Origin of the sequence: Evansella sp. AB-P1, from assembly GCF_029688925.1 — a bacterium.
Lineage (GTDB): Bacteria > Bacillota > Bacilli > Bacillales > Salisediminibacteriaceae > Evansella.
Map to the genome: position 1 here is coordinate 62,831 of NZ_JARUKY010000012.1, position 18,156 is coordinate 80,986.

The following is an 18,156-nucleotide window of genomic DNA, read 5'->3' on the forward strand; positions in this document are numbered from 1 at the left end:
ATTCATTCGTGTGGAGGTTCAGTGTTTAGTATGAGGAAGCACTTGGGAGGTCACAGCGTGTAAACCATGGCACTTCAATTTCTAATAAATTTTGTGAAAGTGAGGTGCATTCTGAAGCAGAAGAACATTAGTTCGCTAGGAGGGTGTAAATGGTACAACGAACGGTGGGAATTTTATTATTTAATGAAGTGGAAGTATTAGATTTTGCGGGACCATTTGAGGTTTTTTCTCTAGCAGCTATACCTGATACAGATAATAAACCTTTTAAGGTAAAAACAATATCAGAGAATGGAGAATGTATTTCTGCCAAAAATGGCCTTAAAGTAATTCCAGATTATAGTTTTGCAAATCATCCTAAATTGGATATTGTTATTGTTCCAGGGGGATATGGTGCGGAAGAAGTGGAAATTAATAATCCGAATATCATTCAATGGATAAAACAACAACAAACCAAAGTAGAATTTATGACTTCTGTTTGTACAGGAGCACTCCTTCTAGCAAAGTCAGGTCTATTAGATGGAAAAAAAGCTACGACGCATTGGATGGATATAGATAGACTAGAAAAGGAATTTCCTTTTGTATCTGTACAACGAAATGTGAAATTTGTAGACGAAGGATCGATTATTACATCTGGAGGGATATCAGCAGGAATTAATATGTCCTTCCATCTAATTACTAGACTTTATGGAATAGAAGTTTCAAAAGAGGTAGCGAAGAGGATGGAATATGATATCAATATATAATTAAGTATATTAGATGCTTTCACCTGAACCCTAGATGAAAATGAATGTTAGAAAAATAGAATGTAAAGTCAAAAGTGAGCACAGATATTTCTGTGTTTTTTTTGACTTTATAAAATTCATCAGTTTTCTATGATGAATTTTAAAGTACTAATCCTAATATGGAAACTAATGTCCTATGTTTCTAGAAATAATAAGGAGGTAATATATTTGAAGGAAGAAAGAAGCCGGTATTCTTCCCGCAAATTGACTCTAGCTACGAGCAAATCCCAGAATGACATAAAGAAGTATGAAATTGTATCATCAAAATTATAAATAAATTTTAAAAATATTGTCACAAGTTAGTTGATTTTTTTAACTAACTATAATAAAATTACCTTTAATCTGATAATTCATACCTTTTTTATTGGAATAATAACAGAATGACAAAGGTGGGGAAACATATTGGCTAGTTTACAAGAAAGTTTCATTAAAATTATTGATGTACATAAAGAATTTTATTCCCAAGGGCAGACAGATAAAGTTTTAGAAGATATAAATATTGATATTAAAAAGGGCGAGGTTATATCCATTCTTGGGAAAAGTGGTTGTGGAAAAAGTACGCTATTAAACCTCATTGGAGGGTTTGAAAAGCCAACAAGTGGATCTGTATTTTTTGATGGGAAGGAAGTAGAACGTCCTAGTAGGCGCGCTATTATGCTGTTTCAGGATTACGGACTTCTTCCATGGAGAACAGTCAGAAAAAACGTAGAACTTGGTCTAGAGCCAGATAACACATTAACACCTGAGGAAAGAAAGGACAGAACCCTTGAATATATTAAACTAGTAGGCTTAGAAGATAGTATTAATAGATTTCCAGTTCAGCTATCAGGGGGAATGAAACAGCGAGTTGCCATCGCACGAGCTTTAGCAATTCAACCAGAATTAATTTTAATGGATGAACCTTTTGCAGCACTTGATACGTTTAATCGTTATTTCCTACAGGATGAATTACTTCGACTTCAGAAAAAGGAACAAAAAAATATTATTCTTGTAACACACGATATAGATGAAGCAGTATATCTGTCCGATCGAGTAATTATTATGGACTCCCAGCCAGGGAAAATTAAGAAGATATTGAAAATTAATTTAGCAAAACCAAGAGATCGCAGTCATAGTGATTTCCAATATTATCGTAAGGTGATTTTTGATTCGTATGAATTTCCAACTAATACGCAAGCACCAGATTACAATATATAAAATAATTCAAGGGAATTAGGTGAAAAAATGAGTCCATTGATAAAAACTATTTCTATATTATTACTTACAATTGTGTTAATTATTTCAGGCTGTGTGAGAACAAGTACCCATGAAGAAAATGTCATTCGAATAGGTTATTTACCAATTACTCACGCTGCACCATTATATTTTGAAAAAGAATTTGAGGATGAATACTTAAATGGTGCAAGAATAGAACTTGTCAGATTTGGATCTTGGATTGAATTAATGGATGCTCTAAATACAGGAAGAATTGATGGTGCATCAGTTTTAATGGAGCTTGCCATGAAAGCACATGAAAAAGGAATTGATTTAAAAGCTGTAGCACTCGGTCACAGAGATGGAAATGCTGTAGTAGTTGGACATCATATTAATAGTGTTCAAGATTTAAGTGGGGAAACAGTTGCCATTCCACATACTCTTTCAGCACATAATATTCTTTTAGATGAAATGCTTCAAAATGCTGGAATAAACTATGAAGATGTTAACGTTGTGGAAATGCCACCGCCAGAGATGCCATCTGCATTGTCGGAAGGACGAATTTCTAGTTATGTTGTTGCAGAACCATTTGGAGCATTAGGAGTTACCTTAAACACTGGTAGAGTCCTTTTTCAATCAGAGGAAATTCGTGCTAACTCTTTGTGCTGTGTTCTCGTATTAAGAAGTGATTTTATGGAAAGAGATCCTGATTTAACAGAACTTTTTGTAAATGGTTATATCGAAGCAGGGAAAAAAGCGCATGACTATCATGTTCACGTTAATAATGTGAATGAATTAGAGACTGAAAACGGTCCATTTACATTAAGTTTAGAGGAAATTAAAGAAACACATTTAAATTACCTAACTATTCCAGAAGAAGTACTTGCTCTATCCTTAAGCTGGATTTCTTATGATGATTTACAAATTAGAGAAGAAGATTATGAGTATTTAAGACAACGAGTTGTTGAGATGGGATTATCTGATAACCCGCCAGCATACGAAGATTTTGTGGATCAATCATTCTTCGAAAAAAGAGGTGAGTCTTATTAAACACTTAAATAAGCTATTTAATGTAGTCATCGCATTTGTGCTAGTTATTGCCGTTTGGCAGCTCGTCATTATCATAGGAGATTATCCAGAAGCACTTTTGCCGTCACCTCTTGCTGTGGGAAGTGGGATTATCTCCTTAATTCAAGATGGAACATTATTTGAACATCTTCGCGTAAGTATGTTTCGATTTTTAAGTGGCTATTTAACAGCTGCAGTGGTAGCAGTCGTGTTAGGACTCATCCTTGGTCAAACAACACGTGTTTGGGGCATTGTGGATCCAATCGTTCAGGTTGTCCGTCCAGTTGCACCAGTTGCTTGGGCACCATTCATCGTGTTGTGGTTTGGTATAGGTAACATGCCTGCTATCGTTGTCATTTTTATTGCAGCCTTTTTCCCAATCTTATTATCTACTGTTTCTGCTGTAAAAAAACTAGATCGTACGTATTTAAAATTAGCACAAAACTTAGAAATCAAACAGCCAGCAATGATGTATAAAATCATCTTGCCAGCAGCTTTCCCGTTTATTGTTAATGGATTGCGTATTGCAGTAGGGACAGGGTGGATTTTCCTTGTAGCAGGTGAAATGATTGGTGCACAATCAGGACTGGGATATTTAATAGTGGATAGTCGAAACGCATTAAATTTAGACCTAGTACTAGCAGGAATCTTTTTTATCGGTATTCTTGGTTTTATCCTTAATTCCTTAATCGGTGTTTTTGAAAAATGGGTAGGAAAACAATGGGGAGCACAGCTTTAATGGAAAGGAAATATAAAGGGGTGTATCATAACCCCTGTATATACTCTATAGTTTTTCAGGTTTAACTTCCTCTTTTGGAACATGTTTATTACAAGAGGGACAAAAATAACGCATTTCTATTTCATGATTACAGGAAGTATGAATGAGCTTCTTATAACACTTTTCTAAATTATTCCGTCCCCATAATATGAGGGCATTGAATACATCCTCCAATTCTCGACCGCTTTCTGTTAGGGAATATTCATTTCGAGGTGGATGAGTGGAATAGATTTTTGATTCGATCAAATTCACTTCCTCCAGCAATTTTAAGCGATCGGAGAGGAGGTTTGACGAAATACCGTCTAAGTTCTTTTTGATTTCGTTAAAGGTTGTATTACCGATTAGTATTTCATGGATAACCAACAACGTCCAACGATCTCCGACAAGATTTAATGTTTGGGCAATATTACATTGCAATTTATAACGTTCCTTCATACGTATCGATCTCCTTGATTGAAATAATAATAAAATATGTATGAGAATAGTATAACATAAATCAAGTAAGTTGTTTTTTTAAACTAAGTATATTAAAATAACCGTATAGTGAATGTTTTGAAAAATAAGGAGGAATACACAATGGCATTATTTTTAGTGGAATTAGAATTCAAAGGGGAAGTAAAGGATAAAGCGAGTTTTGAACAAAAGGTTTCCGCATTACAGGAAAATCTACATGGTGACGAATTAATTGAAGTTCAAGTTTCAAAAGGGTTCTCACGTGCATTTTTCATCATTGAAAGTGATAATCAAGAAAAGTTAGAAGCTACTTTAAAGGAAAAGGATTATCAAGTAGCCTTAGTAAAGGAAGTCCGTATTGTAGGTCAAGACTTAGAAAAAGTAAAGAAGCAAAAGGATAAAATTAACTATTTAGTTGAGTGGAACTTACCAGAAAACTTGACGATGGACCAATATTTAAATCGCAAGAAAACAAACTCTGTACACTATGCAGAAGTTCCAGAAGTAACTTTCTCTAGAACGTATGTATGTGAAGATATGTCAAAATGCTTATGCTTCTATGATGCGCCAGACGAAGATGCAGTCATCCGTGCTCGTGAAGCTGTAAAAGCACCAATCGATGCAATTACAGAGATTAATTCAGACAAAGAATAATAGCTTAGTAGACAGAGAGGAGAGACAGAGGCGTGACAGTAACGATACAAGAGCACCTTGCAAACCTATTTCAAAAAGAGCTAAAGTCACATGTTCGTGATATTGATTGTGGTGACGTATACCTTAAAGATATATTTAAAATTCTTGGGCATGAAGGTCATTTTCAATCGCAAGATATCTCTATAGATACTGTTGTTCAAAGAGAGATCGAAGTGGTAAAACAAGCATCTACTTTTTGTATGACAACAGGATTTATTATATGGTGCCACCTAGCTGCATTGACTTACATTCGAAATTCAGTAAATGAGAAGCTGAAATCAAAGGTATTGCAAGGGATGGAAAATGGAGAAATCATCGCTGGAACAGGGCTTTCGAACCCAATGAAATATTATGCTGGGCTAGAAAAGCTACATTTGAAAGCAAAGCCGGTAGATGGGGGCTATATTGTATCGGGCACGTTACCTTCTGTATCCAATCTTGGTGATGGTCATTGGTTTGGTGCTATTGCTGAGGTCAATGAGAATAAAAGAGTAATGGTATTTGTACCTTGTGACGATCCAAAATTATCTTTAAAAATAAAAGTTGATTACATGGGTATAAACGGTAGCGGGACGTTTGCATGTCGTTTTCAAGATGTTTTTATACCGGATGATCAAGTGGTTGCAGAGGATGCAGACTCCTTTGTAAAAAACATTCGTCCATATTTTGTGGTCTACCAAATACCTCTTGGATTTGGGGTTACCGACTCCGCTATCCAATCAATCAAAAAAAATAAAGATCCACAGCAATGTAATCAATTCTTACCAATTCAGCAGGAAGAATTAGAACAAGAGCTTATATTACTTGAGTCTAATTTGGAGGAACTTTTTAACAAACCATTTAATGGTCTAAACTGGAATGAGCTCTTGACAATCAGAAGAGATATTGCAACGTTAACAACAAAAGCAACTCATGCTGCCATGCTACACAACGGTGGTTCTGCATATTTACAAACCAGTCCTGATGGTAGAAGATTACGAGAAGCATACTTTCTAATAAACCTTACTCCAACATTAAAGCATTTAGGGAAAATGATTCATCATCTTTAAAACCTTAAATAGCAAAACGTGATTCTTAATGGAATCACGTTTTTTTCTCTTAACGAATGAATGCTGCCTCTCTTTTAGATAGAGCATCATATAACCATTGGGGATGCATTTTCAATAAATCGTTTGGTAGTTTACATGCATTAAAATATTTTATTTCTAAAGACTCATCTGAATTACAGTGCAGTTCACCACCTATAACTTCAGCAAGGAAACAAGTGGTTATAAAATGTACTGTTTCTCCATTTGGGTATTCGAATACTTGTGAATGTGGATCAGAGTATACACCAATTATCTTTTTTAACCTTATATCTAAATTGGTCTCTTCTTTTATTTCTCTAATAGCTGCTTCAGAAACTGTTTCTCCTATCTCTATATGACCTGAAGGAATCCCCCAAAGTCCTACATCAGACCGTTTCTGTAACAAAACTTGGTTCTCCTTATTCAATATAATAACTGCAACTCCAGCTTTTAAAGCATCAATTCTTTTCATATTAAAATCCTCCTTAAAATAATAAAAAAGGTCCGAAGACAAAGAATTCAACGCATAACAAATACGCTGAACCTTTCCCCTCGGACCTTTTATGTCAATAGGTGCCATTTACTTATTGTAAAAGATGTAGCCCTCGGTCACAGTCCTACTTAAATAGCGGAACCCTAGCTACAATTTTCCAGTTCTCTTTCATTTTACTATTGATTATTGGAAAATGAAAGACTCTTCATATAAAAATGGAGCAAAACAAGTCCTTCTTCCTAATTAAAAACAAAATTATTTAATATTACCAAATAAATGCATATTTTTTGAAACTTTTTGTCTATTAAACTCGTATTTTGTATAAGTGGTTTTTTGCAATAATTATAATTTTTTTCACTATTGAATATGGAAGGTGATGTAGAGTTGGAATCAATGATTTCTGTAAAGAATGTAGGTAAATTTTTTAAAGACAAGAAGGTGTTAAACAATATTTCCTTCGAGGTTCACAAAGGGGAGATAATGGCTATTTTAGGTCCTAATGGGGCTGGGAAGTCAACGACCATTCGTAACATAATGGGCATTATGTATCCAGATGAAGGGAGTATTACCTTTCGTGATCACAAAGATATTCCACGGAATAAAATTGGATATTTGCCCGAGGAACGTGGATTATATAAGAATGTGAAAGTGATGGATATTCTGTTGTATTTGGCAGACTTGAAGGATTACCCGTTAAAGAAAGCAAAGGAGAGGGCTTTGGCATACCTTGAAAAGTTTGATTTAAAAGGGAAAGAATTTGTTTCGGTGGAGGAGCTTTCCAAGGGGATGGGTCAAAAAGTTCAATTTATTGCCTCTATTATTCATGAGCCCGAGCTCTTAATTTTAGATGAACCTTTTTCAGGATTAGATCCAGTAAGTCAGGAGTTATTTAAGGAGGAAATTCGTCAATTAGCAAATCAAGGAACAGCTATTCTTTTATCTTCTCATCAAATGAATCTTGTAGAAGAGATGGCCGATCGCTTATTTATGATACATAAGGGACAAAAGGTAATCTACGGAACGATGGATGAAGTGAAACGGGAGTATGCCAATTTCAAATGCACCATTCGTGGAAAAAATGAGCTTTCTGAATTAGAAGTATTACCTGAGGTACAACGGATAAAGCAGGAAGAAAATAAGTCTGTTCTTTATCTATCAAAGGATGTACAGCCTGCTATGTGGCTGAAAAGTTTGCCAGACAATGTGAGGATTGAAGAATTAGTCCTTGATAGGATAACACTTCATGAAATTTTTATAGATGTGGCAACAGGAAAGAATTTGATTTTGGAAGCAGGTGAACTAGATGCGTAATACATGGAAAGTTGCTCGGTGGGAAATTAAGAGGAATATGAAAAATAAAACATTTCTTATTGGCTTATTATCTACACCTGTAATATTTATTGCATTTATGCTATTAGGGAGCTTGTTTGGTGGATACGATGTGGACGAAACGAGAGTAACAGAAGTATTTGTGAACGATGAACTTAATATTTTTTCAGAACTACAAATGTCTGTAGAGGAAAGCGATTTAAACTGGAATCTGCAGGAAACAGAGATGCAGGAGTCTCAGGTTTTAAATAAATTAGAAGATAGGGAAGATACAGCATTTCTATTTATTGATGAATCTACTGTGAATGAAGGTTTAGTTTCCGTATATACAACGGATGAGATAGACAACTTTTTTATGAATCAGCTTCAAATATTTGTACCACAAATCCAATCAATACAGTTAGAGAGACTTAACCTATCTATGGAGGAATTATCTCCATTTTTAAATGGGATTACATTTGTAGAAGAAACTTTACAAGGAAATGGTGAAAATGGGAATGGCGAAGTAACAGCTGAAGGTGGACTTACTAGCTTTATGGAACGGCTTGTGCCAGGAGCCTTTGCTGGATTTATTATGATTTCTATTGTATTTACAGGAATGGCCATTTTCCAAAGTGCCTCTCAGGAAAAGAAGGATAAACTTGCTGAAATTATTTTATCATCCTTGACGCCTGGTGAATTGATGCAAGGAAAAATAGTAGGGTATTTTGTTCTAGGTATCATTCAGTCTCTTGTATCTATTGTCTTTATTTTGCCTTTCTTGATTTGGAGATATGATTTACCGATTATGGAATATTTATTTGTCCCAGAATTGCTAGTACTTCTTGCTATAGCTGTATTAGGATTTTTGTTATTTGCTGCTATTTTTGTGGGAATTGGTGCAACTATGGAGGATGTCACAACTGCTGGTAACTTCCAAGGGTTAGTCATGATGCTACCATTTTCACCAGCAATCTTTATTGGACCTGTTTTAAATGATCCAAGTGGGTTATTTGCTCAAATAGGTACTTATATTCCATTTACATCTCCAGGAGTGTTAATTTTACGTCTAACAATGCTCGAAGAATGGCCTTGGATTGAAGTAATCATTGCTCTAGTGATTCTAGTAATCAGTGTTTGGTTCTTTATGAAACTAGCAGGAAAAATCTTCAAAGTTGGAATATTACTGTACGGAAAGAATGCCACTCCAGGAGAAATTTTAAAATGGCTTAAAGCATAATCGTGGGGACGGTTCTCGCGAGTCGTTTTTTGTGAAGTGTGAATAACAATTGACGAATAAATGATAAATGATAAATGTATTATATATGACGTAATATCATTGAAAAGTTAGTGGATTTTTTTTAGTGCCTGAACGATATGTATGAGACTTATTGTGCTAGCGTTCAGGTGCTATTTGGTAGGTAATATATTATGTTGCTGACAATGCCATTGTACGAGTTTATAATACATATGTATAAGAAATGAGAGTATATAACACTTTTGAATATAGTTCTACTGGAAATACAACAATGCTAAAAACGCCTACTTGAAACGTATCTACCGGCTTCCTAAATATTTCTTTCTGAATAAAGCAATAAATGCTTACTTGGGAAGTCTATCTTGAAAATAGAACTGTCTACTGCAAAACCACAAAATAATGAAATGCGGGATGATAGAAGCAGCCAATGTTACCATAAATAGGATAAAAAAGGTTTGCGGTAATATAGAAGGCCGCCAATAAGCCTGCAAATAAAAAAAGAAGGTTTGCGGTAAAATAGAAGGCCGCCAATAAGCCTGCAAATCAGAAAAAGAAGGTTTGCAGTAATATAGAAGGCCGCCAATAAGCCTGCAAATAAAAAAAGAAGGTTTGCGGTAATATAGAAGGCCGCCAATAAGCCTGCAAATAGGAAAAAAAGGTTTGCGGTAATATAGAAGGGCTCCAATAAGCCTGCAAACCAGAAAAAGAAGGTTTGCGGTAACATAGAAGGGCTCCAATAAGCCTGCAAATAGAAAAAGAAGGTTTGCAGTAATATAGAAGGGCTCCAATAAGCCTGCAAATCGGAAAAAGAAGGTTTGCAGTAATATAGAAGGTTGCCAATAAGCCTACAAATAGGAAAAAGAAGGTTTGCGGTAAAATAGAAGGCCGCCAATAAGCCTGCAAATCAGAAAAAGAAGGTTTGCGGTAATATAGAAGGGCTCCAATAAGCCTGCAAATAGGAAAAAAAGGTTTGCGGTAATATAGAAGGGCTCCAATGCTCCCGCATATGGTGGAAAAACACAAATGCGGAAAGAATATAGCCACTAGAAAGAACATTTTCATTCACCATGGTGCAAATTTTAACTTGCATAATAAGTCTCCCTTGAAAATCCACAGGAGTGAAAGGTGACTACTTCATCAACGTGCATAAACGCGATTTCTAATATAAATGTTTGACTTGTCTGTTAGTATTAAATAGTTCATGATAAGATTCATTTACGTTGAAATTATATTAATTTAAATAGAAAATACATAAAGCTATTTGGAGGAAAATAAATATGGGGAAGTTCTTAAAGTTTGTATTTTATTTATTGTTTTTTTACACAATAGGTTATTTTTATGCAATTTTTACTGAAGGAACAGTATTTGACAATTTCATTGTCATGTTAATAAGCTTAATTATTCTTTTATTTATAATTGAAGGATTCATTAGTTACTTTAAGAAAAAAATTGCAGCTGTACAATCAGAACTAGAAGTACAAGAAAATGAATCGTTTAATGAGATTGTAGAAAATTTAATGACTGAATTCCAGAAAACATGGAATATACCATACAATGACCACCTTATAAAAGTAGTAAATCATGCAAACAAAGAAGAACTATATATTGATGATAAGCTTGTTGCTGAGAAAAAAAGAAAAGGATGGTTCTCGTGGATCGTTACTTATCAATCTTTGACAGCAGTATTAGAAGAAAATGGCGAAAATCAGCCTGTGAAAGTAAAATTAGGTGGACTAGTTAGTTTGAAATGCAAAGTATATGTAGATAATAAGTTGATTTTTAAAGATACCGTTAAATATAATTTATTTACCGGTGAAGTAAAAGAAAAAGATTAAAAGAAGAGAAAACGCGTGAGGACGGTTCTCTACCGGGTTTATTTCAAAGGTACAAACAAGCCATTCACAAGTGAAAACGTCTGAACTAAATTAAAGTTTTATAGTATATAAATCTGGGGTGGTACCATGGCAAGATATTATATCGCTGTTACGTATGACGTTTGTGAACACAATAAATTATATGAAGATATGAACGAATATCATTTAGATTCTTCTGCTGATTTTGAAAAGCAAATAAGGGAATTTGCAAAAACAGATTTTGCTCCCTTAGTAAAAGTTTATGAATCAGACACAAGAGACTTTGAAGAGATAAGACTGTACAAAGAATATAATTTTAAAGAATATGAATGTGGATGTTATCAATAGTTTTAATCCAACTAACGGGAAAGCGTTTCTGCAATAAGTAGAGATGATTTTTACAATTTATACCAAAAAAAGAGAGTGAGTTGTTAACATTAAAATAGAGCATAATAAGAAAATATGAAAATAAAGGCACGATGAATTCATGCCTTTTTAATATACAAATTTTACTGTGATTTTAGTTGTAAATGATGTTTAATTAGCGTATAAATTTGTCTGTGTTTTGCTGTTCTGCACCTCACAAGTTCACGCGTTTTTTATCTAATGTTCTTGCGCTTATCTTATTTTTCTATACACTTTTTTCTTCTTTTTTCATTTTCTTGAACGTGCCATAAAAATAAAGGCCAATAATTATATACGTAATTACTATACTACTAATAAGTTGTGTTTCTTCTTGAAGTGTTGTTAAAGATAATAAAATAGCAGGAAGATGAAGTGCTATTAAAACGACTAACATGACAGCAGTTTTTCCCCACAAAGACATTCCAATGAGCAAGATTAAAGCTATGATTCCAAGAAGAATACTTCCTAATCCTCCAATTTCTACACTTGGCGTTTCATATATCCTATTAACAATTTGTATAAGGATAAATAGAAGCATGCTTATGGAGATAGGAAGAATGATCATCATGAATTCAACCTTTTTGGATAAGTCATGATAGCTTACATAACGAAATGTTATAAAAACGCCAAAGATAAAAAGTAAACACGTTACAATTGTTCCAATGATCTGTAAGAGACTGTAACTAAGAGGTCCTTCTAGCACGTCCCCAATTATCATAAATGCCATTACCCCAAAAACGATAATTGGAATATATTTAGCCCAGGCTGTATAGTCTATATTCATTTCCTTTGATATCATGGCCATATATTGTTTTGGGGATTCACCAACAATCTGTTCGATTGGTTTCCCATCTAATTCTGCTTCATACAAATGTGCTTCAAGCTCTTCTACGATATCTTTGATTTCTTCTTCCTTTTTTCCACTCGAAAATAAATAAACGTTCAAATCATCAAGGAATTTCCTACTTTTATCAGAAAGTTTAAGTTTCTCCATTTTCTCTATTCCTCCCATTCGTTTCTTGTTTAATAACACTGTTCACACTAGTTTCTAGATGACGCCATCTTTTTAAAAAGGCATTCAATGCTTCTTCACCTTCTTTAGTAAGGGAATAGTATTTTCTTTTTGGTCCAGCGGTGGATGCTTTTCTAACAGAAGTGACTAGTTTTTCTCGTTCCATTCTCATCAATAGTGGATAAATCGTTCCTTCACTTATAGATTCAAAGCCATATTCACTAAGTCGTTCAGCCATTTCATAACCGTAAACTTCTTTACCATTTATAATCGCTAATAGACAACCATCTAAAATACCTTTCATCATTTGTGTTTGTGACATAAAATACCACCATTCTATATATCATGTATTACAAGGTATACATACATTATAATGTCATATGACTTGTAATGCAAGGTATAGGGTTAATTACTGGAATTGGATAATATTTTTGTTTCATGAATAAATTTATAAAATACAACTGTTAATTTTGATAAAATAGTATTACAGTTACAAAACGTCTTTAAAACAAGTAATTGTCATAGAAGTGAAGAAAAAACAAGAATTTTTGATTTACTGTATTTAATTGAAGATAAATGGAGGAGTTGTGTAGATGGAAGAGTATTGGGATTTGGTTGAAAATCCAAGAGATTTCATTTATCAAAATTTAATGAACATTTTATGTGATTATTCAGATACTTTTTATTTCATTACAGATTTTCCGAACGGGAAAGTCCACTACGGTGCGATAGCACCCCTTTAGGGGTGGGATGAGAGTGAGGTCAGATACGGAGTGCCACTTAAAACGAAAGGTTTGTGGTACTTCAAGTATCTGAAAAATTCACTCTTTATTTTAATGTATATCTGTTGTAGTTTATATATTTAACTGACACAATGTGTATATGATCGAATGTAGAAGAACAAACACAACTGTATCATTAATTAACTATCATTTCGTTTTTTGCCCTCGGTATAGGAGGAAAATCTTCCTTCGTTCCGATGTGGAGAAACGCTTCCAAGAATTAGTTCAAGAAATATGTGAAGAATTAAACATCATTATTGTCGCTTTAGAATGTGACACAGACCATACCCACATGTTTCTGAACGCACTACCAACGCTTAGTCCTGCTGATATTATGGCAAAAATCAAAGGAGTGACTTCGAAAAAATTAAGAGAGGAATTTTCTCACCTTAAACACCTGCCAAGTCTTTGGACACGTTCCTATTTTGTATCTACCGCAGGAAATGTTTCGAGTGAAACAATTAAACGCTATGTCGAACAACAAAAGAAAAGGGGGTAAAAAGATGTCTCAGACCATAACCGTTAAGATAAAACTACTTCCAACAAAAGAACAAGCAACTATCTTGCAGGAAATGAGTAAAGAATATATTTCTACTATCAATATCCTTGTGTCTGAAATGGTTGCCGAAAAGAAAAGCACAAAAAAATCAAGTAAGGATATTTCTGCGCCTTTGCCAAGTGCAGTCAAGAATCAAGCTATTAAGGATGCTAAAAGCGTGTTTAAGAAAGCAAAGAAAAACAAATTCACTAACGTTCCTGTTTCGAAAAAGCCCGTCTGCATTTGGAATAACCAAAACTATTCTTTTGATTTCACCCACATTTCAATGCCTATCATGATTAATGGAAAAGCAAAGAAAACACCTATCCGTGCTTTGCTAGTTGATAAAGATAACCGTAATTTTGATTTGTTGAAACACAAATTAGGTACACTCCGTATCACGAAGAAAGCAAATAAATGGATTGCCCAAATTTCTGTCACTATACCTACCGTTCAAGGAGAGGCTTTAAAAGTCATGGGTGTAGACTTAGGATTAAAGGTACCTGCTGTTGCTATAACAGATGATGATAAGGTACGCTTCTTTGGAAAAGGAAGACAAAATAAATATGTGAAGCGAAAATTCCGTTATGAACGTAAAGAATTAGGCAGAAAGAAAAAGTTAAATGCCATACGTAATTCAAAAGATAAGGAACAACGATGGATGAAAGACCAAGACCATAAAGTTAGTCGTGAGATTGTTAATTTTGCAAAAGTTAATAAGATTTCTGTCATTCGTTTAGAACGACTTGCGAATATCCGACAGACGGCAAGAACAAGCCGTAAAAACGAAAAGAATTTGCACAGTTGGTCATTCTACCGTCTATCTCAATTCATTGAATACAAAGCGAATATAGAAGGAATCACAGTTGAATATGTGAACCCTGCATACACAAGCCAAGTATGTCCTAAATGTTCTGAAAAGAACAAGGCTCATGACCGCAAATATCATTGTAAATGTGGATTTGAAAAACATAGAGATTTAGTGGGTGCTATGAATATTCGACATGCACCTGTGATTGATGGTTAAAGTCAATCAGCCTAAGATGCTATATGCACTGTCTTAGGAGGGGTAATGAGATACCCTCATCTTGAAGGCTGTTCAAAACAGAAATGGACTGCGAACGTTTAGTCATTCAAGAATCCCACCCGTTATAACCGTAAGGTTTAGGGCTTGCGACTTTAGTCGTGGGAGTCTCAATAGAAAACAACTTAACTATAATCAGTAACTACTCGAAAAGTTCAAACCTTATTTAGTACAGAGTTATGAAACAAATGAGTGGGCTAACACCATTTCAAAAGGGCCGCCAACAACAGTTTTCGTTATGGAAGCAAATAATGAAACTTGTCAGTTACTTAAGAAGTCAGCTAATTCTTTGTACGATTGGGTATCACCAAACTTACCTGAAGATTTAACGTTTATTAAAAATAACTTTGTGTGGTTTTCCTCAACAACTCATAATGATTATGCTTATTTTAGACTTCGTTCCAATTATTATAAAAATTTGATGTTGGGAATTGAAGGTTTAAAATTAAAGCAAGTAGAATAATTTATGATATAGCAAGTGGATTAATTAGGATTTGAATTAGACATCATAGATAAAAATAGGTTTCCAATTTTAAGGGAAATGGAAAAATGCTCTTTATTTGAGATTAAAGAAGAGAAGTTGGTTTAAAATTCAAGTTTAGTAGTCATTAATCTACAGATAAACAGGGGGGATAAAGTGGGAAAGCGCTTAGGTTTTACATATATTTTTTGTAGCGATTTGGAGAAAATGAAGTGGTTCTACACAGACATACTGCATTTAAATCTTATTTGGGAAAATAATCATTCCATTGCTTATATGATAGGTCAACATCAATTTAGTATCCATCTATTTAAAAATGTCCCCTTGATATCAGAAGAGTATTCCATTCAACCAGGGTGGGAAGGAGGTAAGGTGCCTAGAACAAGCTGGTCTTTAGAGTGTGATATGAAGAACTTTGAAGAAATTGTTCAAGCTAGTAAAGAAAATAAAATAAGAACATTTTTTAATGAACCGAAATGGATCGGTTATTGGAGCTATCCAATGTTAGATCCTATGAATAATACGATAGAAATAACTTGTACTGAGAGGTAACACACTAATGAATAGATCGATAAGAAAAGAACTCATTCTAGTATATAAAGTCCTTCTAATTATTATATTAGGTTTTTTCATTTTTTGGATCATTACTTCATTATCCACTTCTTCTTCTTTTCGTTTTTCAACAGAGGACGTGTTTGAGATTAGTGTAACAGAGTTTGAAGAGTTTGGAATTGTTAATGAGAATATAATAAAATCCTTCCATGAAAAAGAATACATCGCAGTAATAATAGATGCAATCAACTCCTCAACAAGGTTAAAGGGAGACGTTGATATGGGATTTGGTGATTATAATTTAACCCTCCATTTTAAGGAAAACGAGAAAAGGGTTTTTCATCTATGGATTTCTGACGATTCTGTAGCCGGGAACATAATGGATATAGAGGAAACAGAAACATTATATAGGCTAACAAAAAAATCAACGGCATATTTGAAGGAATTAATACTACATTAACTTCTCAAACTCTCTCTATCCTTATTATATTTATATTGCTTGTACTATTCAGAGTATAACGTGACAACAATAATTTCAGGGCGATTAAATACTCTTAAAGGAAAAAGGCTGTTTCCGAGTCCTCTGTTAACTATCATTGTAGTTTTCTTATTTTTATATTTTCCTGATGTGTACTTTGGAAATAATCCTTGATTTGGAGCAATTAACCCTCCAACAACCGGGAGTCTGATTTGCCCACCGTGAGCATGTCCTGAAAATACTACATCAAAGCCATATTCTGAGTAAAGGGGAAGCATTTCTGGTCTATGTGATAAAAGGATGTTAAAGTATCCATCTTCCATTTCCACTATTGAACGTTCAATAGCTTCTATCGTTTTATCCTGTTCTGAAGATGACGACCTGATTAATGTTGGGTCATCAATCCCAATGAGATAAATAATGTCGTTCCCACTTTCTACTATCTCTGTTGAGTTTCTCATTACTTCTACACCTAGGAGATTCAGTTCACTTTCTAGTGATTGGAACTTTCTAGATCGACCTTCATGATTTCCAGTAACAAAAAATGTTGGTGCTATTTGAACTAATTCCTCCATTAATGTGAGACTGTGTTTTTCATTATATCTTCTAGAGTCTATTAAATCACCTGTAAAAACAATGAGATCTGGTTTTGCATTATTGATTTTCTTTACTAATGTTTGTTGGTTGTTTCCAAAGTTTTTCCCATGCAGATCTGTTAAATGTACTATTCTATAATTATCAAAACCTACAGGAATTTTTTCTGAACGAATGGTGATCTCTGTTGTTTCGATTGAATTATTTTGAATATAAAAAAATAAGATGGACGCTATAAGTACAATGAGTATTATAATGTATTTCTTTTTCCGTAACATCCTCAAGATATCACCTCGTATTTCAAAGTTTTACAAATATTAAACGGATTCAATTTTAGATTATCACACTATTATAAAAAATGATTCTTTCTTCTACTAAAAAATGTAATGAACATTTCATTTCTACTGTAGTTCACCATTTTAGTTAGTGCTTGATGAAAGGAGAACGTACTAATGTATCATGCAGTCATTGATTCACACATTCATTTGGAAGTTTATAAAAAAGGGGAACGGTTGTTGATTATAGAAGAAATGGAAAAATACAATGTAGAACAGCTTATTTCCGTCTCTATGAATCTGGCTTCTGCTCGGAAAAATCTATCATTATCAAGGGAATACAAAAACGTAAAAACAGCTATCGGTTTTCATCCAGAACAGATTCTACCATCGGAAAAGGAAATTGAACAGTTACACGATTTCCTAGATCAGCATCAGCAAGAAATGGTGGCCGTTGGTGAAGTAGGACTCCCTTATTATTTGAGGCAAAATAATCAACAAATACCTATCGAACCATATTTGGAAATCCTTGAAAGCTTTATTATAAAGGCGAAGCAATACAATAAACCAATCATTCTACATGCTGTTTATGATGATGCACCTATTGTTTGTTCCATGCTAGAAAAGCATTCCATTGAAAAAGCTCATTTTCATTGGTTTAAAGGTGATGCAAAAACGGTGGAACGTATGATAAAAAATGGGTATTATATTTCAATTACACCCGATGTCATGTATAAAGACAAGATTCAACAGTTAGTGAAGAAGTATCCAATAACAAATATGATTGTTGAAACGGATGGACCATGGCCTTTTGAAGGTCCATTTGAAAACAAAATGACGCACCCCAAAATGATCCACAAGTCTATTGAAAAGATCTCCAGCTTGAAAGGAATAAATTTACCTGCAGCTTATAGGCAATTTTACAAAAATACGAAAGAGTTTTATAAAATTTAAAGCATTCTATTTTATAATCTTGAATTAATATATGACACAAGAAGAACTTTAAAG

General features: G+C 34.0%; 22 protein-coding genes. 16 read left to right on the forward strand and 6 right to left on the reverse strand.

All coding sequences use genetic code 11. The features are described from left to right. The first annotated feature begins 149 nt into the window (after positions 1-149). The 4 genes from QA612_RS13775 (at position 150) to QA612_RS13790 (ending at position 3,783) form a co-directional block, all read left to right on the forward strand. A complete protein-coding gene (locus tag QA612_RS13775; RefSeq protein WP_278284398.1) occupies positions 150-743 on the forward strand; it encodes a DJ-1/PfpI family protein in 594 nt (197 codons plus the stop codon). 441 nt (positions 744-1,184) lie between these two features. Next, positions 1,185-1,979 (forward strand): ABC transporter ATP-binding protein, encoded by a 795-nt coding sequence (locus QA612_RS13780; RefSeq protein ID WP_278284399.1) that lies wholly within the window; start codon positions 1,185-1,187, stop codon positions 1,977-1,979. A gap of 27 nt (positions 1,980-2,006) precedes the next feature. After that, positions 2,007-3,026 (forward strand): ABC transporter substrate-binding protein, encoded by a 1,020-nt coding sequence (locus QA612_RS13785; protein ID WP_278284400.1) that lies wholly within the window; start codon positions 2,007-2,009, stop codon positions 3,024-3,026. After that, complete coding sequence (locus QA612_RS13790; RefSeq protein WP_278284401.1) at positions 3,013-3,783, forward strand: ABC transporter permease; 771 nt, start codon at positions 3,013-3,015, stop codon at positions 3,781-3,783. The genes QA612_RS13785 and QA612_RS13790 overlap by 14 nt, the downstream gene beginning before the upstream one ends. 45 nt (positions 3,784-3,828) lie before the next feature. Here QA612_RS13790 and QA612_RS13795 read toward each other — a convergent pair whose 3' ends face one another. Beyond that, positions 3,829-4,257, reverse strand: coding sequence for a winged helix-turn-helix transcriptional regulator (locus QA612_RS13795; RefSeq protein ID WP_278284402.1), 429 nt, complete (start codon positions 4,255-4,257; stop codon positions 3,829-3,831). 141 nt (positions 4,258-4,398) lie between these two features. Between QA612_RS13795 and QA612_RS13800 the strand changes: the two genes are divergently transcribed. Further along, a complete protein-coding gene (locus QA612_RS13800; RefSeq protein WP_278284403.1) occupies positions 4,399-4,929 on the forward strand; it encodes a DUF4242 domain-containing protein in 531 nt (176 codons plus the stop codon). Between the two features lie 32 nt (positions 4,930-4,961). Next, complete coding sequence (locus QA612_RS13805) at positions 4,962-6,017, forward strand: acyl-CoA dehydrogenase family protein (RefSeq protein WP_278284404.1); 1,056 nt, start codon at positions 4,962-4,964, stop codon at positions 6,015-6,017. Between the two features lie 49 nt (positions 6,018-6,066). On the opposite strand, the gene QA612_RS13810 is transcribed toward QA612_RS13805, so the two are convergent. Next, entirely contained in the window at positions 6,067-6,507 is a 441-nt protein-coding gene (locus QA612_RS13810; protein ID WP_278284405.1) for an NUDIX domain-containing protein, read from the reverse strand. Positions 6,508-6,912: 405 nt separating this feature from the next. Here QA612_RS13810 and QA612_RS13815 point away from each other — a divergent pair, with 405 nt between their 5' ends. Both QA612_RS13815 and QA612_RS13820 read left to right on the forward strand, forming a co-directional pair. Beyond that, positions 6,913-7,839, forward strand: coding sequence for an ABC transporter ATP-binding protein (locus QA612_RS13815; RefSeq protein ID WP_278284406.1), 927 nt, complete (start codon positions 6,913-6,915; stop codon positions 7,837-7,839). Further along, positions 7,832-9,076 (forward strand): ABC transporter permease, encoded by a 1,245-nt coding sequence (locus QA612_RS13820; RefSeq protein ID WP_278284407.1) that lies wholly within the window; start codon positions 7,832-7,834, stop codon positions 9,074-9,076. Before QA612_RS13815 ends, QA612_RS13820 begins: the two co-directional genes overlap by 8 nt. A gap of 561 nt (positions 9,077-9,637) precedes the next feature. Here the strand turns inward: QA612_RS13820 and QA612_RS13825 are convergent. Continuing rightward, positions 9,638-10,150 carry a hypothetical protein gene (locus tag QA612_RS13825; RefSeq protein ID WP_278284408.1) on the reverse strand — a complete coding sequence of 171 codons (513 nt, stop codon included), beginning with the start codon at positions 10,148-10,150 and terminating at the stop codon, positions 9,638-9,640. Positions 10,151-10,371: 221 nt separating this feature from the next. On the opposite strand from QA612_RS13825, the gene QA612_RS13830 reads away from it, so the two are divergent. Both QA612_RS13830 and QA612_RS13835 read left to right on the forward strand, forming a co-directional pair. Further along, positions 10,372-10,929, forward strand: coding sequence for a hypothetical protein (locus QA612_RS13830; RefSeq protein WP_278284409.1), 558 nt, complete (start codon positions 10,372-10,374; stop codon positions 10,927-10,929). A gap of 126 nt (positions 10,930-11,055) precedes the next feature. After that, positions 11,056-11,295 carry a hypothetical protein gene (locus QA612_RS13835; RefSeq protein ID WP_278284410.1) on the forward strand — a complete coding sequence of 80 codons (240 nt, stop codon included), beginning with the start codon at positions 11,056-11,058 and terminating at the stop codon, positions 11,293-11,295. Between the two features lie 283 nt (positions 11,296-11,578). Here the strand turns inward: QA612_RS13835 and QA612_RS13840 are convergent, their stop codons facing one another. Next, positions 11,579-12,346 (reverse strand): HAAS domain-containing protein, encoded by a 768-nt coding sequence (locus tag QA612_RS13840; protein ID WP_278284411.1) that lies wholly within the window; start codon positions 12,344-12,346, stop codon positions 11,579-11,581. Further along, complete coding sequence (locus tag QA612_RS13845; protein ID WP_278284412.1) at positions 12,333-12,686, reverse strand: PadR family transcriptional regulator; 354 nt, start codon at positions 12,684-12,686, stop codon at positions 12,333-12,335. Before QA612_RS13845 ends, QA612_RS13840 begins: the two co-directional genes overlap by 14 nt. Positions 12,687-12,957: 271 nt before the next feature. On the opposite strand from QA612_RS13845, the gene QA612_RS13850 reads away from it, so the two are divergent. The 5 genes from QA612_RS13850 to QA612_RS13870 all read left to right on the forward strand — a co-directional run bounded on the left by QA612_RS13850 (position 12,958) and on the right by QA612_RS13870 (position 16,261). Next, positions 12,958-13,107, forward strand: a complete 150-nt coding sequence (locus tag QA612_RS13850) for a hypothetical protein (protein ID WP_278284414.1) — start codon at positions 12,958-12,960, stop codon at positions 13,105-13,107. A 139-nt stretch (positions 13,108-13,246) separates the two neighbouring features. Further along, entirely contained in the window at positions 13,247-13,645 is a 399-nt protein-coding gene (gene tnpA, locus QA612_RS13855; protein WP_278284482.1) for an IS200/IS605 family transposase, read from the forward strand. Between the two features lie 4 nt (positions 13,646-13,649). Continuing rightward, positions 13,650-14,711, forward strand: coding sequence for an RNA-guided endonuclease InsQ/TnpB family protein (locus QA612_RS13860; protein WP_278284415.1), 1,062 nt, complete (start codon positions 13,650-13,652; stop codon positions 14,709-14,711). 694 nt (positions 14,712-15,405) lie between these two features. Then, positions 15,406-15,801: a VOC family protein gene (locus QA612_RS13865; protein WP_278284416.1), complete on the forward strand. Its 396-nt coding sequence runs from the start codon at positions 15,406-15,408 to the stop codon at positions 15,799-15,801. Between the two features lie 7 nt (positions 15,802-15,808). Further along, entirely contained in the window at positions 15,809-16,261 is a 453-nt protein-coding gene (locus tag QA612_RS13870) for a YhfM domain-containing protein (protein WP_278284417.1), read from the forward strand. A gap of 44 nt (positions 16,262-16,305) precedes the next feature. Here QA612_RS13870 and QA612_RS13875 read toward each other — a convergent pair whose 3' ends face one another. Then, the gene (locus tag QA612_RS13875; RefSeq protein ID WP_278284418.1) at positions 16,306-17,151 is read right to left on the reverse strand and encodes a metallophosphoesterase; all 846 of its coding nucleotides are present in this window, start codon (positions 17,149-17,151) and stop codon (positions 16,306-16,308) included. A gap of 174 nt (positions 17,152-17,325) precedes the next feature. Here QA612_RS13875 and QA612_RS13880 point away from each other — a divergent pair, with 174 nt between their 5' ends. Beyond that, the gene (locus QA612_RS13880; protein ID WP_278284419.1) at positions 17,326-18,102 is read left to right on the forward strand and encodes a TatD family hydrolase; all 777 of its coding nucleotides are present in this window, start codon (positions 17,326-17,328) and stop codon (positions 18,100-18,102) included. Positions 18,103-18,156 lie beyond the last annotated feature (54 nt).

Coding starts and splice junctions, on each gene's coding strand:
- QA612_RS13775 (WP_278284398.1), top strand. CDS start 150: ATGGTACAACGAACGGTGGGAATTTTATTATTTAATGAAGTGGAAGTA.
- QA612_RS13785 (WP_278284400.1), top strand. CDS start 2,007: ATGAGTCCATTGATAAAAACTATTTCTATATTATTACTTACAATTGTG.
- QA612_RS13795 (WP_278284402.1), bottom strand. CDS start 4,257: ATGAAGGAACGTTATAAATTGCAATGTAATATTGCCCAAACATTAAAT.
- QA612_RS13800 (WP_278284403.1), top strand. CDS start 4,399: ATGGCATTATTTTTAGTGGAATTAGAATTCAAAGGGGAAGTAAAGGAT.
- QA612_RS13810 (WP_278284405.1), bottom strand. CDS start 6,507: ATGAAAAGAATTGATGCTTTAAAAGCTGGAGTTGCAGTTATTATATTG.
- QA612_RS13820 (WP_278284407.1), top strand. CDS start 7,832: ATGCGTAATACATGGAAAGTTGCTCGGTGGGAAATTAAGAGGAATATG.
- QA612_RS13825 (WP_278284408.1), bottom strand. CDS start 10,150: ATGTTCTTTCTAGTGGCTATATTCTTTCCGCATTTGTGTTTTTCCACC.
- QA612_RS13830 (WP_278284409.1), top strand. CDS start 10,372: ATGGGGAAGTTCTTAAAGTTTGTATTTTATTTATTGTTTTTTTACACA.
- QA612_RS13835 (WP_278284410.1), top strand. CDS start 11,056: ATGGCAAGATATTATATCGCTGTTACGTATGACGTTTGTGAACACAAT.
- QA612_RS13840 (WP_278284411.1), bottom strand. CDS start 12,346: ATGGAGAAACTTAAACTTTCTGATAAAAGTAGGAAATTCCTTGATGAT.
- QA612_RS13845 (WP_278284412.1), bottom strand. CDS start 12,686: ATGTCACAAACACAAATGATGAAAGGTATTTTAGATGGTTGTCTATTA.
- QA612_RS13850 (WP_278284414.1), top strand. CDS start 12,958: ATGGAAGAGTATTGGGATTTGGTTGAAAATCCAAGAGATTTCATTTAT.
- tnpA (WP_278284482.1), top strand. CDS start 13,247: ATGATCGAATGTAGAAGAACAAACACAACTGTATCATTAATTAACTAT.
- QA612_RS13860 (WP_278284415.1), top strand. CDS start 13,650: ATGTCTCAGACCATAACCGTTAAGATAAAACTACTTCCAACAAAAGAA.
- QA612_RS13870 (WP_278284417.1), top strand. CDS start 15,809: ATGAATAGATCGATAAGAAAAGAACTCATTCTAGTATATAAAGTCCTT.
- QA612_RS13875 (WP_278284418.1), bottom strand. CDS start 17,151: ATGTTACGGAAAAAGAAATACATTATAATACTCATTGTACTTATAGCG.
- QA612_RS13880 (WP_278284419.1), top strand. CDS start 17,326: ATGTATCATGCAGTCATTGATTCACACATTCATTTGGAAGTTTATAAA.